Source organism: Micromonospora sp. WMMD735 (assembly GCF_049178995.1).
In the GTDB taxonomy this organism is placed as follows: Bacteria; Actinomycetota; Actinomycetes; order Mycobacteriales; family Micromonosporaceae; genus Micromonospora; species Micromonospora wenchangensis.
This window is the reverse complement of the sequence record NZ_JBMHMJ010000002.1, coordinates 1,819,894-1,834,872: the sequence shown is the minus strand read 5'-3', so window position 1 is coordinate 1,834,872 and position 14,979 is coordinate 1,819,894. Positions and strand designations below refer to the sequence as shown.

Annotated in this window: 11 protein-coding genes; 10 read left to right on the top strand and 1 reads right to left on the bottom strand. The window is 71.9% G+C overall.

Annotation, left to right across the window (positions count from 1 at the left end; all coding sequences use genetic code 11):
- The first annotated feature begins 103 nt into the window (after positions 1–103).
- From ACN268_RS08115 to ACN268_RS08070, 10 genes are all read left to right on the top strand, one after another.
- Positions 104–1,123: an ABC transporter substrate-binding protein gene (locus tag ACN268_RS08115; protein ID WP_421482516.1), complete on the top strand. Its 1,020-nt coding sequence runs from the start codon at positions 104–106 to the stop codon at positions 1,121–1,123.
- A gap of 62 nt (positions 1,124–1,185) precedes the next feature.
- Complete coding sequence (locus tag ACN268_RS08110) at positions 1,186–2,733, top strand: sugar ABC transporter ATP-binding protein (RefSeq protein ID WP_421482515.1); 1,548 nt, start codon at positions 1,186–1,188, stop codon at positions 2,731–2,733.
- On the top strand, positions 2,730–3,800 hold the full coding sequence (locus ACN268_RS08105) for an ABC transporter permease (RefSeq protein WP_421482514.1): 1,071 nt from the start codon (positions 2,730–2,732) through the stop codon (positions 3,798–3,800). Before ACN268_RS08110 ends, ACN268_RS08105 begins: the two co-directional genes overlap by 4 nt.
- A complete protein-coding gene (gene yjfF, locus ACN268_RS08100) occupies positions 3,797–4,789 on the top strand; it encodes a galactofuranose ABC transporter, permease protein YjfF (RefSeq protein ID WP_421482513.1) in 993 nt (330 codons plus the stop codon). The genes ACN268_RS08105 and yjfF overlap by 4 nt, the downstream gene beginning before the upstream one ends.
- Before the next feature lie 31 nt (positions 4,790–4,820).
- Positions 4,821–6,326, top strand: a complete 1,506-nt coding sequence (araA, locus tag ACN268_RS08095; RefSeq protein ID WP_421482512.1) for an L-arabinose isomerase — start codon at positions 4,821–4,823, stop codon at positions 6,324–6,326.
- 6 nt (positions 6,327–6,332) lie between these two features.
- Positions 6,333–7,355, top strand: coding sequence for a LacI family DNA-binding transcriptional regulator (locus tag ACN268_RS08090; protein WP_232376994.1), 1,023 nt, complete (start codon positions 6,333–6,335; stop codon positions 7,353–7,355).
- A 249-nt stretch (positions 7,356–7,604) separates the two neighbouring features.
- Positions 7,605–9,884: an FAD-dependent oxidoreductase gene (locus ACN268_RS08085; protein ID WP_421482511.1), complete on the top strand. Its 2,280-nt coding sequence runs from the start codon at positions 7,605–7,607 to the stop codon at positions 9,882–9,884.
- Positions 9,881–10,201, top strand: coding sequence for a putative quinol monooxygenase (locus tag ACN268_RS08080; RefSeq protein WP_088644175.1), 321 nt, complete (start codon positions 9,881–9,883; stop codon positions 10,199–10,201). Before ACN268_RS08085 ends, ACN268_RS08080 begins: the two co-directional genes overlap by 4 nt.
- On the top strand, positions 10,198–11,487 hold the full coding sequence (locus ACN268_RS08075; RefSeq protein ID WP_421482510.1) for a cytochrome P450 family protein: 1,290 nt from the start codon (positions 10,198–10,200) through the stop codon (positions 11,485–11,487). The genes ACN268_RS08080 and ACN268_RS08075 overlap by 4 nt, the downstream gene beginning before the upstream one ends.
- Before the next feature lie 16 nt (positions 11,488–11,503).
- Complete coding sequence (locus tag ACN268_RS08070) at positions 11,504–12,175, top strand: TcmI family type II polyketide cyclase (RefSeq protein ID WP_421482509.1); 672 nt, start codon at positions 11,504–11,506, stop codon at positions 12,173–12,175.
- A 52-nt stretch (positions 12,176–12,227) separates the two neighbouring features.
- Here ACN268_RS08070 and ACN268_RS08065 read toward each other — a convergent pair whose 3' ends face one another.
- Positions 12,228–14,663, bottom strand: coding sequence for a M14 family metallopeptidase (locus ACN268_RS08065; RefSeq protein WP_421482508.1), 2,436 nt, complete (start codon positions 14,661–14,663; stop codon positions 12,228–12,230).
- Positions 14,664–14,979 lie beyond the last annotated feature (316 nt).

Genomic DNA, 14,979 nt, shown 5'->3' with positions numbered 1-14,979 from the left:
ATGCACCACCCCTGGAAGGTCCGGTCCGTCCGGCGTGCCGTGCCGGCCGGCCCTTCCGCGCACGCACCATCCCCCACCTCATCCCCGTACAAGGAGTCTTCACATGGCGAAGACCGGTATTACCCTCACCCGGCGCGGCCTCGGCGCGATGCTCGCCGTCGGCCTGCTGGCCGGCGGACTCGCCGGCTGCGGCAACAGCGACACTGGCGGCGACGGCGACAGCGGCAGCAGCGGCGGCGGCAACGGCAAGCTGGTCATCGGCTTCTCGCAGGTCGGTGCGGAGAGCGGCTGGCGCACGGCGAACACCAACTCGATCAAGGAGTCGGCCGCCGAGGCCGGCTACGAGCTGAAGTTCGACGACGCGCAGGGCAAGCAGGAGAACCAGATCAAGGCGATCCGCAACTTCATCCAGCAGAAGGTCGACGTGATCGCCTTCTCGCCGGTGGTCGAGTCGGGCTGGGACACCGTGCTCAAGGAGGCCAAGGACGCCAAGATCCCGGTGATCCTGACCGACCGGGCGGTGGACTCGGCCGACAAGAGCCTCTACAAGACCTTCATCGGCTCGGACTTCGTCAAGGAGGGCCGGCTCGCCGGCGAGTGGCTGGTCAAGGAGAAGTCGGCCGCGGCCGGTCCGGTGAACATCGTCGAGCTGCAGGGCACCACCGGTTCGGCGCCGGCCAACGACCGCAAGAAGGGCTTCGCCGAGGCGATCGCCGCCAACCCCAACCTGAAGGTCGTCGCCTCGCAGAGCGGTGACTTCACCCGGGCCGGCGGCAAGCAGGTCATGGAGCAGTTCCTCAAGGCCAACCCGAAGATCGACGTGCTTTTCGCGCACAACGACGACATGGGCCTGGGCGCGCTGGAGGCGATCACCGCGGCGGGCAAGACGCCCGGCAAGGACATCACCATCATCACCATCGACGCGGTCAAGGACGGCATGCAGGCGCTCGCCGACGGCAAGTTCAACTTCATCGCGGAGTGCAGCCCGCTGCTCGGCCCGCAGCTGATGGACCTGGCCAAGAAGGTCAAGGCCGGCGAGGAGGTCCCCGCCCGGGTCGAGACCGAGGAGACCACCTTCACCCAGGAGCAGGCCAAGGCGGCCCTGCCCAACCGGAAGTACTGATCCGACCGGAGGCCGCCGCGTTCGGCGCGGCGGCCTCCGCTTCCGAGGAAAGGTTCGGTGGGATGTCGGAGAGGCATCCGGTCCTGACGATGACCGCGATCAGCAAGATCTTCCCCGGGGTCCGCGCCCTCGACGGCGTCGACCTGCGGCTCTTTCCCGGTGAGGTGCACGCCCTGATGGGCGAGAACGGCGCCGGGAAGTCAACCCTCATCAAAGTGCTGACCGGCGTCTACGGCACCGATTCCGGCACCATCACCCTCGACGGCGCACAGGTCTCCTTCTCCGGCCCGATGCAGGCCACCGCCGCCGGGGTGAGCACCGTCTACCAGGAGGTCAACCTCCTGCCGAACCTGTCGGTCGCGGAGAACATCTACATCGGCCGGGAGCCGCGCCGCTTCGGCGCGGTCAACTGGCGCGAGATGCGCCGTGGGGCCAAGGACCTGCTCGCCCGCATCGACCTGGACATCGACGTCACCGAACTGCTCGGCAACTACTCGCTGGCCGTGCAGCAGATGGTCGCCATCGCCCGCGCCGTCGACATCCGGGCCCGGGTGCTGATCCTCGACGAGCCGACCTCCAGCCTGGACGCCGACGAGGTGGCCCAGCTGATGCGGATCATGCGGCAGCTGCGCGACGACGGCATCGCGATCATCTTCGTCACCCACTTCCTCGACCAGGTCTACGCGATCGCCGACCGGATCACCGTGCTGCGCAACGGCCGGCTCGTCGGCGAGTACCTGACCAGCGAACTGCCCCAGATCGCGCTGGTGGAGAAGATGATCGGCAAGGAGCTGGACGCCCTGGAACGCCTCGACGAGGCGACCAGCGGCGAGGACCGGGCGGCCCTGGAGTCGGGCACCCCGCTGGTGGCGGCCGACGGGCTCGGCAAGTCCGGTTCCGTCGCCCCGTTCAGCCTCACCATCCACCAGGGCGAGGTGGTCGGCCTGGCCGGTCTGCTCGGCTCGGGACGTACCGAGGTGGCCCGGTTGTTCTTCGGCGCGGACCGCGCCGACACCGGCCGGCTCGCCGTGGACGGCACCCCGGTGACGATCCGCAACCCGGTGGCCGCCATCGACCGGGACATCGCGTTCTGCTCCGAGAACCGCCGCACCGAGGGACTGGTCGGCGAGCTGTCGGTGCGGGAGAACATCATCCTCGCCATGCAGGCGGCCCGGGGCTGGCTACGGCCGCTGCCGCGCCGCCGCCAGGACGAACTGGTCCAGCACTGGATCACGGCGTTGAGCATCCGGCCGGCCGATCCGGAGATGCCGGTGCGCAACCTGTCCGGCGGCAACCAGCAGAAGGTGCTGCTGGCCCGCTGGCTGATCACCGAACCCCGGCTGCTGATCCTCGACGAACCGACCCGGGGCATCGACATCGGCGCTAAGACCGAGATCCAGCGCCTGGTCGCGCAGCTCTCCGACGGTGGGATGGCGGTGCTGTTCATCTCCGCCGAACTGGAGGAGGTGCTCCGGCTCAGCCACAAGGTCGCCGTCATGCGGGACCGGCAGCTGGTCACCGAGATCACCAACGACGACACCCTCGATGCCGCCCGCGTCATGCAGGTCATCGCCAGCGGCAGTTCCCAGGAAGGGTCGGTGCCGGCATGAGCACCGTACGGGCCCGCGCTGCGGGCGTCACCGGTCACCGGCTGTTCTGGCCGCTCGTGGTGCTGGTGCTGCTGCTGGTGGCGAACGCCGTCTACCGGCCGAGCTTCCTGTCGGTCGAGCTGAAGAACGGCCACCTCTACGGCAGCCTGATCGACATCGTCCGGCTCAGCGCCCCGCTGATCCTGGTCGCCCTGGGCATGTCCCTGGTGATCGCCACCGGCGGCATCGACCTGTCGGTGGGCGCGGTGGCGGCGGTCGCCGGCGCGGTCGCCTGCCTCTACATCAGCGAGCAGCCCGACCAGAACAGCCTGGGCGTGGTGCTCACCGCGGTGGCCCTCGGCTTCGGCGTCGCCCTGCTGCTCGGGGCGTGGAACGGCATCCTGGTCGCCGGGATCGGCATCCAACCGATCATCGCCACGCTGATCCTGATGGTGGCCGGCCGGGGGCTGGCCCAGTTGATCGCCGAGGGGCAGATCATCACCATCAACAGCGGGCCGTACAAGGTGATCGGGGTCGGGCACCTGCTGACCCTGCCGTTCGCCATCGTCATCGCCCTCGCGGTGACCGTGCTGGTGGCGGTGCTGACCCGGCGTACCGCGCTCGGCATGATCATCGAGTCGGTCGGCGGGAACGCCGAGGCCAGCCGGCTGGCCGGCATCCGCTCCCGCCGGATCACCTTCCTGGTGTACGTGGTGAGCGCCGCCTGCGCCGCCATCGCCGGGTTCATGATGACGGCGAACGTCTCCAGCGCCGACGGCAACGCGGTGGGCCTCTGGGTCGAGCTGGACGCCATCCTGGCCGTGGTCATCGGCGGCACCGCGCTGGCCGGCGGCCGGTTCTACCTCGGTGGCACCGTGGTCGGCGCGCTGCTCATCCAGACCCTGACCACCTCGGTCTACGCCATGAACATCGACCCGCAGACGTCCCTGCTGTTCAAGGCGGTCGTGGTGATCGTGGTCTGTCTCATCCAGGCCCCGGCCTTCCGGGCGCGGTTCCGCCGTCGGCGCAGCGTCCCGGTCACGCCGGTGGAGCCGGTCGGCACAGAGAAGGAGCAGGTTCCGGCATGACCACGACCCCGTTGGCCGCCCGTCCGGGCCGTGCCTGGTGGCGGGTGCCACCCCGGCACGTACCGGTGCTCGCCACCGCAGCCCTGCTGCTGGTGATGTACTCCATCGGCGTCTCCCAGTACCGCGCGTTCTCCAACATCCAGGTCGTCTTCAACGTCTTCATCGACAACGGCTTCCTGCTGGTCGTCGCGGTCGGGATGACCTTCGTGATCCTCACCGGCGGCATCGACCTGTCGGTCGGGTCGGTGGTGGCGATGACCGCGATGGTGTCGGCCTCGTTGCTGGGCAACGGGCTGCACCCCGCCGTGGTGCTGGTGATCGCGCTGCTGATCGGCCCGATCCTCGGGTTCGCGATGGGCTGTGTGATCCATTTCTTCGACATCCAACCCTTCATCGTCACCCTCGCCGGGATGTTCTTCGCCCGGGGCGTGTGCACCTGGATCAGCACCACCTCGATCCCGATCACCGACGGCTTCTGGACCAGCACCGCCCAGCACCGCATCCATCTCGGCGAGAACTTCGTCTCGGTCGGCGCGCTGATCGCCGTCGCGGTGGTGGCCGTGGCGGCGGCCGTGCTCGCGTACACCCGGCTGGGCCGCAACGTGTACGCCATCGGCGGCAACCAGCAGTCGGCGCTGCTGATGGGCCTGCCGGTGGGTCGTACGAAGATCGCGGTCTACACGATCAGCGGGCTCTGCTCGGCGATCGGCGGCATCCTGCTGTCCTTCTACACCCTGTCGGGTGCCCCGCTCATCGCGGTGGGCATGGAGCTGGACGTGATCGCGGCGGTCGTCATCGGCGGCACCCTGCTCACCGGCGGGTCCGGCTACATCTTCGGCACCCTGCTCGGGGTGCTGGTGCTCAGCATCATCCAGACGTTGATCACCTTCGACGGCACCCTCAACTCGTGGTGGACCAAGATCGTCATTGGTGGCCTGCTGTTCGTGTTCATCCTGCTCCAACGCCTCGTCGGCATCCGTACCAAGTAACCCTCGCCAGCCCCACCGGAAGGCAACGCCCATGACCAACCCATCCCCGGTCGCCGAGGTCTGGTTCCTCACCGGCAGCCAGGGCCTGTACGGCCCGGAGACCCTGCGCCAGGTGGCCGAGCAGTCCCGGCGGATCGCCGAACGACTCGACGCCGACCCGGCCGTCCCGGCCCGGGTGGTCTGGAAGCCGGTGCTGACCTCCAGCGCCGAGATCCTCGCCGTCTGCCGCGACGCCGCCGTACAGGGCGCGGTCGGGGTGATCGCCTGGATGCACACGTTCTCCCCGGCCAAGATGTGGATCTCCGGGTTGGACGCGCTGCGCACCCCGCTGCTGCACCTGCACACCCAGGCCAACGTGGAACTGCCCTGGTCCGAGATCGACATGGACTTCATGAACCTCAACCAGGCCGCCCACGGCGACCGGGAGTTCGGGTACGTCCAGACCCGGCTCGGTGTCGCCCGCAAGACCGTCGCCGGGCACGTCAGCGACCCCCGGGTCGCCGCCCGGATCGGCGCGTGGACCCGGGCCGCGATCGGGCACGCCGAGATGCGGTCGCTGCGGCTGGCCCGTTTCGGCGACAACATGCGCGACGTGGCGGTCACCGAGGGCGACAAGGTCGAGGCCGAGCTGCGCTTCGGCGTGTCGGTGAACACCTACGGGGTCAACGACCTGGTCGAGGCCGTCGACGCGGTCGCCGACGCCCGCATCGACGACCTGGTCAAGGAGTATGACGACAGCTACCGGCTGGTCGACGCGTTGCGTTCCGGTGGCGACCGGCACGACTCGCTGCGCTACGCCGCCCGGATCGAGGCGGGGCTGCGCGACTTCCTCGACGCCGGTGGGTTCCGCGCCTTCACCACCAACTTCGAGGACCTCGGCGGGCTGCGGCAGCTGCCCGGCCTCGCGGTGCAGCGGCTGATGGCCGACGGGTACGGCTTCGGCGGCGAGGGCGACTGGAAGACCTCGGTGCTGGTGCGCACGCTCAAGTCGATGTCCGTCGGCACCACCGGCGGCACCTCGTTCATGGAGGACTACACCTACGACCTCACCCCCGGCCGGGAACTGGTGCTCGGGGCGCACATGCTGGAGGTCTGCCCGACCATCGCGGCGGCCACCCCGAACGTCGAGATCCACCCGCTGGGCATCGGCGGCCGGGAGGACCCGGTCCGGTTGGTCTTCGACGCCCAGCCCGGCCCGGCCGTGGTGCTCGGCCTGGCCGACATGGGGGAGCGGTTCCGGCTGGTCGCCAACGAGATCGACGTGGTCGCGCCGCCGTACCCGCTGCCGAAGCTGCCGGTGGCGCGGGCGGTGTGGCGGCCCCGGCCGGACCTGGCCGCGTCGGCGGAGGCCTGGCTGACCGCCGGCGCCCCGCACCACACGGTGCTGTCCCAGGCCGTCGGCGTCGAGGAGCTGCACGACCTCGCCGAGATGGTCGGCACCGAGCTGGTCGTCATCGACGCCGACACGACCCCCCGCCGGTTCGCCGACGAGCTGCGCTGGAACCAGGCCTACTACCGCCTGGCCCGGGGTTTCTGAGCCGCCATGGGCCAGCAGCGGCCCGAACGCGCCGCGGTGATGAGCGACGTCGCGCAACTCGCCGGGGTGTCGCACCAGACCGTGTCCCGGGTGCTCAACAACCACCCGAGCGTTCGGCCGGAGACCCGGGAACGGGTGCTGCGTGCCGTGCACCAGCTCAACTACCGGCCCAATGCCCTGGCCCGGGGACTGGCGGGCCGCCGCTCCCGGGTCATCGGCGTGGTCAGCTTCGACACCATCCTGTTCGGGCCGGCGGCCACGCTGCTGGGCATCGAGCGGGCGGCCCGCGCCGCCGGGTACGGCATCAGCATCGTCACCCTGGAGCGGCTGGACCGGAGCGGGATGCGCTCGGCGATCGACGCGCTGACCGAGCAGTCGGTGGCCGGCGTCGTCGTCATCACCCCGATGATGACGGCGTCGGTCGCCGTGCACGGCCTGCCCACCGGGGTGCCCGCCGTGGTCGTCGAGGCCAGCGGGGAGCGCGGTGAACTCCCGAGCATCTCGGTCGACCAGGTGGCCGGGGCCCGACTGGCGGTCCGGCACCTGCTCGACCTCGGCCACGAGACGGTGTGGCACATCGCCGGTCCCCGGGACTGGCTGGAGGCCCGGGACCGGGTCGACGGCTGGCGGCAGACCCTGGAGCAGGCGGGCCGCCGCGTCCCACCGGTCATCGTCGGCGACTGGAGCCCCCGGGCCGGCTACGAGCTGGGGCAGTCCCTGGTGGAACGCCCCGACGTGACGGCGGTGTTCTGCGCCAACGACCACCAGGCGCTCGGCCTGCTGCGCGCCCTGCACCAGCGGGGCGCGCGGATTCCCGAGGACGTCAGCGTCGTCGGCTTCGACGACATCCCCGAGGCCGAGTACCTCTCCCCGCCGCTGACCACCGTGCGGCAGGACTTCGACGAGGTCGGCCGCCGGTGCGTGGCGGCCCTGCTGGAACTCTTCGACGGCACCGGCGCGGGCACCCCCCGCCCCCAGGTCGAGCCGGAGCTGGTCGTCCGCGCGAGCAGCGGCAACCGCCGCCCCTGACCCGCCCGCCCGCGTCGGCGGGCCCCTTCGGCTGCGCGGTGCCGCCCCGCGACCCGTACCCGGTGGTGACGGTGCGCCCCTGAGCCGCGCCGGTGGGTCGTCCCGGTGGCGTCAACGGGCGGCGACCCGGGTCGGCCCGCCGGTGACGGCGGGGTGACGTGCGCTGCGACAGGGTCGGACGGCGACGGCCGGTGCGGGTGTGCCGGCGGTCGGGACCCTCGTCTCGGGCAGGCCGTCAAGGGAGACCCCATGATCAGGACAATGCTCCGGGTCCGCGCGCGTCCCGGCGCCGAACAGCGCGTCCGGTCGGCGTGGCGGACGGCCGCGGCGCAGATCGGCGCACTGCCCGGCAACCTGCGCCGGGAGCTGTTCCTCGACGCCCACGACCCGCACACGTTCGTGCTCGCCACCGAGTGGGCCGACGACGACGCCCTGCGCGACTACGACAACGGCCCGGTGGCCGCCCGCCTCGCCGCCGCGCTGCGCGACGGGTGCGAGCCGACCACCGCCGACGACCACCGGGTGATGCGCGACGAGCCGGACGGGGACCCGACGATCCTGGTGGACGTCGAGGTCACCGTCCCGGCCGACCGGCTCGCCGAGTTCCACCGGGGCCACGCCGAGGTGACCGCCCGGATGGCCGGGGTCCCCGGCTATCTGCGCGAGGAACTGCTGCGCGAGCCCGACTCGGACGTCCACCACATCTTCGCCGAGTGGCGCTGCGCGGCGGAGTTCCACCGCTGGGTCGCCAATCCGGCCCACGCGCGGGAGGAGGCCGGGCCGATCGCGCCGTTCCTGCTCGACTTCCGCCGCCGACTGTTCCACCCCACGACCCGTCCCGGCGTCGACCGGGCAGCCAGCACCGGTAGGGAGACCGACGTGCACACGACAACTGACGTACTCATCGTCGGGGCGGGGCCGACCGGGCTGACCGCCGCCGTCGAACTGGCCCGGCGCGGCATCGACTGCCGGGTGGTGGACAGGTCGGTCGCCCCGCCCGGCCAGGCCGACAAGGCGATCGGCGTGCACTGCCGCACCATGGAGATCTGGGCCGAGCAGGGCATCGTGCGGGAGGCGATGGACGCCGGCAGTTGGCTGACCGGCAACGTGGTGTTCGTCAACGGCACGCAGACCCACCGGATGAGCTGGGAGCTGCCCGGCCTGCCGTACGCGCACCTGGGCCTGCCCCAGTACGAGACCGAGCGCATCCTCACCGAGCGGCTGGCCACCCTCGGCGTCCGGCCGCAGCGCGGCGCGGAACTGACCGGGTTCACCCAGGGCTCGGACGGCGTGCTGGCCACCCTCACCCTCGCCGACGGCAGCATCCGCACCGTCCGGGCCCAGTACCTGATCGGCGCCGACGGCGCGCACAGCCGGGTCCGTGACCTGCTCGGGTTGACGTTCTCCGGTGGGCTGGGCCGGTTTCCGCAGCTGTTCATGCTCGCCGACGTCGACGTGAACTGGGACATGCCCGACGGGCACCTGCTGCGGTTCCTGCACGAGACCGACGGGCAGATGGACGGCATGCTGGTCTGCGTTCCGCTGCGCGGACAGGGCCGGTACCGGATCGCGACCCTCGCGCCGCCCCGGTTCTTCGCCCAGACCGGCGGCCGGGACGCCCCGCCCGGGTTCAGCGAGGAGCTGGCCGAGCCGACCCTCGACGACGTGCAGGCGGCGCTGGACCGGTTGGCCCCGCCGGGCACCCGGGCGGCGAACCTGCGCTGGTCGTCGGTGTTCCGGATCAGCCACGGCATCGTCGACCGGTACGGCCACGGCCGGGTCTTCGTCGCCGGGGACGCGGCCCACCTGCACCCGCCGGCCGGGGGACAGGGGATGAACACCGGCATCCAGGACGCCTGGAACCTGGCCTGGAAGGTGGCGCTGGCGGTGCGCGGGATCGCCGCCCCCGGCCTGCTCGACAGCTACGAGGCCGAACGCCGCCCGGAGGGCGCGGAGATCGTCGGCCGCGCGGTACGGATGGCGTTCACCGACGAACTGGACCGCGCCGACCTGGAACGGCAGTTCCTCCAGGAGATGTCCATGTTGCTCAGCTACGCCGACAGTCCACTGGTCGGCGAGTGCGTCACCGACCCGGACGGGCTACGGGCCGGCCCGCGTCCCGGCGACCGCGCCCCCGACCTGGGCGGGTTGCGGCGGCGGGGGGTGGGGCATCCGCTGCGGCTGCGTGACCTGACCACCGGCCCCCGGCACACCCTGCTGCTCTACGCCGACGCCTCGGCCGACCCGGCGGCGCTGGCCGCCGTACCGGGGCTCTGCGCCGACGTCCGCGCCCTCACCCGGGGCGAGGTCGACGCGTACCTGCTGGTCAGCCCGGACGCCGAGGTGCCGGGGTCGCCCGCGCCGCCGGTGGTGGTCGACGCCGGGGGTGAGTTCCGCACCGGGTACGGGGTGACCGGCACCGCCCTGTACCTGATCCGCCCGGACGGGCACGTCGGCTTCCGCAGCCAGCCGATCGACGCCGACGCGCTGCGCAAGAACCTGCACCTCGTCTTCGGTGGTGCGCGATGACGCCCGTGCGCACGGTGCTCGCCATGCGTACCCGGGAGGGCTGCGCGGAGCGGTTCGAGGCGGAGTGGCTCTCGGCGGCGGAGCAGATCCGGCAGCTCGACGGGTGCCTGCGCCAGGACCTCGTCCGGGACGCCGACGACCCGCGCAGCTACCTGATCATCAGCGACTGGGCGGACCGGGAACGGTTGGACGCCTTCGGCCGCAGCGAGCACCGCGACCGGCTGCTGCGGGTGGTACGCGACCTGCGGGAATCCGCCGAACGACACACCTACCAGGTGCTGCACAGCATGCCCAGCGCGCCCGAGGAGACGAGATGACCGAGCCGCTGCCCGCCGCACAGCTCTACACCGAGCAGTTCGCCGTCGACCCCTACCCGTCCTTCGCCCGACTGCGCGTGGACGCGCCGGTCTGCCCGGTCAGCTCACCCCGGTTCGACTCGTACCTGCTGACCCGGTTCGACGACGCGCGTACGGCGCTGACCGACCCCCGGCTGTCCAAGAACCTCTACGGCCCCGGGCAGCACTACCTGCAGATCTTCGGCCCGAACTCCGAGGCGCTGAACCGGAACATGCTCAACTCGGACCCGCCGGAGCACACCCGGCTGCGCCGGCTGGTGTCGCAGGCGTTCGCACCCCGCCGGATCGAGGCGTTGCGCCCCCGGGTACGGCAGATCGTCGACGACCTGATCGACGGGTTCGTCGCGCAGGGCCGGGCCGAGCTGATGCACGACTTCGCGATCCCGCTGCCGATGGTGGTGATCTGCGAACTGCTCGGGGTGCCCCGGGCCGACCAGGACCGGGTGCTGGACTGGACCCAGGTGATCCGTACCTCCGGGTCGTCGCGGCGACCGCCGGCGCAGGAACGGGCGGCGGTCGGCGAGGCGCAGGTGCGGCTGCACCACTACCTGGCGGAGCTGGTGGCCGCCAAGCGGACCGCCCCGGCCGACGACATGATCAGCGCGTTGATCGACGCCTGCGACCAGGACGGCAGGCTGTCCGAGGCGGAACTGGTCACCACCACCTTCCTGCTGCTGTTCGCCGGGCACCAGACCACCGCCGACTTCCTGGGCAACGCGACGGTGGCCCTGCTGACCCACCCCGACCAGCTCGACCTGCTGCGCGACACCCCGGAGCTGCTGCCCTCGGCGATCGAGGAGCTGCTGCGCTTCGACGGCCCGCTGCCGGTGGCCAGCCCCCGGGTCGCCACCGAGGACGTCGAGTACGGCGGGGTGCGCATCCCGGCCGGGTCGATCGTCGGCGTGGCGCTCAACGCGGCCAACCACGATCCGGCGCACTTCGTCGACCCGGACCGGCTGGACCTGCGCCGGGTCCGGGGCCCGCACCTGGGTTTCGGTCACGGCGTGCACTACTGCCTCGGGGTGTCGCTGGCCCGGATGGAGGCCCAGATCGGCCTGGCGGCGCTGCTGCGCCGGCTGCCCGGGTTGCGCCTGGCCGTGCCGCCCGCCGAGCTGCGCCGGTTGCCGGCGGCGTCCCCGTTCCGGGGCCTGCTGGAGCTGCCGGTCCGATTCGCCCCCTCCGCCCCGCCGGTGTCGCACCCGCCGGCCAGTCGCCCCCGCCCCAGCGAGCCGACCCGTACCGCCTGATTCCCGAGGAGTTCCGATGACCTTCCGCAACGTGATCGTCTGTCGCATGGTGCCGGGCAGCGAGCAGACCGTCGCCGACGTGTTCGGGTACTACGACCGGACCACCCGCCCGCAGGACCTGGGCGTGGTCGGGCGGACCCTGCTGTCCTTCCACGGCCTCTACATCCACCTGATCGAGCGCGACGCCGACCCGAGGGTGACCGGGCAGACCCGGGGCCTGCCGGCCTTCCAGCAGATCGCCGAGCAGATCGCCCCGTACGTGACGCCCTACCCGAGGGACTGGAGGAACCCGTCGGACTCGGTGGCGAAGGAGTTCTACTCCTGGGCACCGGCCGAGCCGCCGGCCGCCGGGGGCGAGCCGACCCGGACGGTCATCGTGGCCCGGATCAAGCCGGGCGCGGAACCCACGGTGGCGCAGATCTTCGCCGAGTCCGACGCGGGCCCGCTGCCGGCCATGATGGGGGTGACCGGGCGGTGGCTGTACTCGATCGACGACGTCTACCTGCACGTGCTGGAGCGCGTCGGCGAACCGTTCGACGGCGCCGTCGAACAACGGCACGACCAGCCGGCGTTCGCCAAGATCATGGATGATCTCAGCCCGTACATCAGCCCGTTCGACCCGGACACCTGGGGCAGCCCGCTGGACGCGGTGGCGACGGAGTTCTACCGGTGGCGGGCCGAGGACTGAGCCGGTCGGCCGGCGGGGGCCCGCGTGGCGCGGGCCCCCGCCGGTGTGCCCGTCAGCCGGTGGGCAGGGTCGCCCAGCCCCGGTTGAAGGTCAGGCTGTCGTCGTCCGGCCGGTAGTTGCGCTCGATGTTGCCGGCCGCGTCCACCGAGAACCAGTGGACCTTGGTGCCGGCCGGGACGGTCAGCGTCTCGCCCCCCTCCCGGATGCCCGCCGAGGCGTACAGGGTGGAGGCGAACGTCGGCCGGCTGCCGTCGAGGGTGTAGAACACCGCCGCCGGCTCGCTGACGTCGAACCGGACGCTCACCGCGCCCTCGGTGGCGCTCGGCGTGACCGACATGGTGCTGGTCGGGCGCTTGCGGTCCTTGTCGTAGTCCCGGGCCACCCGCAGCAGCTCGACCAGGCCGTTGCTGAACTCCATGGTCTCCTGGTGCGCCTCCTCCCAGGTGGGCTGGAAGCTGGTGCCGACCTCGAAGTTCCAGGCGTAGATGCCGTACTTGTACCAGAGCATGTCGCCGGAGTTGCCTGCCGCCGAGTACAGCACGTCGGAGATCGGGCCGGTCCGCGCCGGGGTGACCGCCATGTTGCGGTGCCGCTTGATCGCGGTGAGGATGCGCGACGACGCGCCCCAGAAGAACGACTCGTCGGCCAGCGTCGGCCGGGGCGCGGAGATCCGGCCCGGGGTGGCGTACGCGCCTGGCGACCACATGAAGTAGTTGCCGGAGGAGTGCAGGTTCATCGAGAACTTCATGTTGGGCCGCTGGGCCAGCCAGTCGACGTTGCGGTTCTCCGGCTCGGACAGCTCACTCGGCCCCGCGTAGGTGTCACTGGTGCAGCTCGCCGACGCCCCCGAGTAGCCGTCGAAGAGGCTGTACTCGGTGTAGTTGCGGTTGTTGTCCACCCCCCACGAGTTGCGGGCCAGCGCGTCGGTGGCACCACCCGGGGCACAGTGGTTGGTCATGTTGCGCCGTTGCGAGGCGTAGTCGTAGAACGAGTAGTGCCCGCCGTCCGGGTTGATCGACGGCACGATCCAGATGTCCAGCGTGCGCAGCAGCTGCTTGGTGTTCTCGTCGGTGGCGTGGTTGCGCAGCAGCCGCTCGGCGGTCTCGATGGTGACCAGCGGCGGGACCCACTCCCGGGCGTGTTCCTGGGCGTAGGCCAGCACCCCGGTGCGGGAGCCGTCGCGGTACTTGCCGATCCGGATCGCGTACACCGGGTGCGGGTCGCGGGAGACCCCGGCCGGCGCCTTCAGGTTGTCCGTCAGCGGCGTCGACGCGACCGGCGCGACCACGCCCGCCCCGGCGTCCCCCCGATAGGTGTACGCCCTGACCAGCGCACCCGCCTCGGCGGTCAGCGCCGCGGCGACCTGGGCGGCGGTGCTGGTCACCGCCCCGGCGGCGTCGGTGGCCAGGCTGACCCGGATGGCCTTGCCGGTCACCGTGACCGTGAGCGGCCGGTCGGCCGCACCCGGGTCGGCCAGCTCGACGGTGATGTCGTTGCCGCCCTCGTGCCCCCAGGCGAGCGAGTCGACCGCGACCCGGGTGGCGGCGGTCCCACCGAGCACCACCTGCGCCTTGCGCCGGTATCCGTTGGTCTGGTATGGCAGCTTCACCACCTCGGCGAGCTGCGGGTAGGCGTCGGCCAGCCGCTTGATCCGGTCGTACAGCTCGGTCGGGGTGAGGTAGCTGGTGACGAAGTCCTTCTGGTAGCCGGGGCCCTCCGGGCTGTCGGCCGGGATCGGCAGCCACTCCTTCACCTCGGCGACCGCCACGTCACCGGTGGGGCTGGTGATCTGGATCCGCTGCGGCCGGGCGGTGACGGCGGCGGCACCCCGGTGGTAGAGGTAGACCCCGGCGTCGACGAACCGGCTGATGTTCTGGGTGCCGCCGGAGCCGATCTCGGTGCCGGGGCCGCTGTCGCGGGCCACGGTCAACGTGCTGGTGGAGGTCTGCCCCTGGGCCCACTTCGCCTCGACCGAGAGCACCTGGTTGGTGCCGGAGGTGTAGTAGTCGGCCCGGATGATCTTCACGTCGGAGGTGGCGGCGCTGCGTTCCAGGGTCGCCGTGTACGCCCGGTTCTCGGCCCGGTGGGCGGCGATCGTCGCCTCGCGTTCGCTGATCCGCTGCGCGGAGTCGGCGGCGTCGTGCAGCACCGCGCCGACCCGGTAGCCCATCCGCTTCAGCGCGGCGACCTCGGTCGGGGTGACCACGGCGTGCACCACGATGCCCGCCTCGGTGGGCGTGACGTGGTGGTCGAGGTCGACGCCGGTGGCGACCAGCGCGTCGAGCTGGGCCGTGCCGTCGACCGTCACCTCCACCACGTCGGCCTGCTCGTCGGCGGAGCGTTCGAGCACGGCCGGGGCGTCGGCCTCCCGGTCGGCCGGCGCGGCGGTGCCGGCGGTCGCCGGGCCGGCGAGCAGCAGCAGCGCCACGCCGGCGGCCGTCGCGGCGGGTAGCCGCCGCCAACGGCGGGGGAGTGCGGAACGGGACATCTCGGGCCACCTTTCTCGGGGTGCGAGACGGGCCGACGGCGCGCGGCAGCGCCCGCCGTCGGGCGGGGTGCGAAACGGGAAGGTCGGACGCCGACGGTCGCGCGACGGCGGGCGGCCGGCTCGCGACGTCGACCCGCCGACGACGGGACGTCTCCCGGCGGGTGGCGGCGACGGACCGGCGCCGATCCGGTCTGCGGGACGGGCGTGGGGGCGTACCTGGTTACGGTCGGTCGTGGGGGCGTTGCCGATCGGTGCGCCCATCCTGGCCGTACCCGCTCGGATCTGTCAATGATCTGTCCGGACGGACACGGGCTGT

What these genes read in the sequence shown, in the direction of transcription:
- ACN268_RS08080 (WP_088644175.1), top strand. Translation starts at nt 9,881, where the DNA reads ATGACGCCCGTGCGCACGGTGCTCGCCATGCGTACCCGGGAGGGCTGC.
- ACN268_RS08070 (WP_421482509.1), top strand. Translation starts at nt 11,504, where the DNA reads ATGACCTTCCGCAACGTGATCGTCTGTCGCATGGTGCCGGGCAGCGAG.
- ACN268_RS08085 (WP_421482511.1), top strand. Translation starts at nt 7,605, where the DNA reads ATGATCAGGACAATGCTCCGGGTCCGCGCGCGTCCCGGCGCCGAACAG.
- ACN268_RS08115 (WP_421482516.1), top strand. Translation starts at nt 104, where the DNA reads ATGGCGAAGACCGGTATTACCCTCACCCGGCGCGGCCTCGGCGCGATG.
- araA (WP_421482512.1), top strand. Translation starts at nt 4,821, where the DNA reads ATGACCAACCCATCCCCGGTCGCCGAGGTCTGGTTCCTCACCGGCAGC.
- ACN268_RS08075 (WP_421482510.1), top strand. Translation starts at nt 10,198, where the DNA reads ATGACCGAGCCGCTGCCCGCCGCACAGCTCTACACCGAGCAGTTCGCC.
- ACN268_RS08065 (WP_421482508.1), bottom strand. Translation starts at nt 14,663, where the DNA reads ATGTCCCGTTCCGCACTCCCCCGCCGTTGGCGGCGGCTACCCGCCGCG.
- ACN268_RS08105 (WP_421482514.1), top strand. Translation starts at nt 2,730, where the DNA reads ATGAGCACCGTACGGGCCCGCGCTGCGGGCGTCACCGGTCACCGGCTG.
- ACN268_RS08110 (WP_421482515.1), top strand. Translation starts at nt 1,186, where the DNA reads ATGTCGGAGAGGCATCCGGTCCTGACGATGACCGCGATCAGCAAGATC.
- yjfF (WP_421482513.1), top strand. Translation starts at nt 3,797, where the DNA reads ATGACCACGACCCCGTTGGCCGCCCGTCCGGGCCGTGCCTGGTGGCGG.
- ACN268_RS08090 (WP_232376994.1), top strand. Translation starts at nt 6,333, where the DNA reads ATGGGCCAGCAGCGGCCCGAACGCGCCGCGGTGATGAGCGACGTCGCG.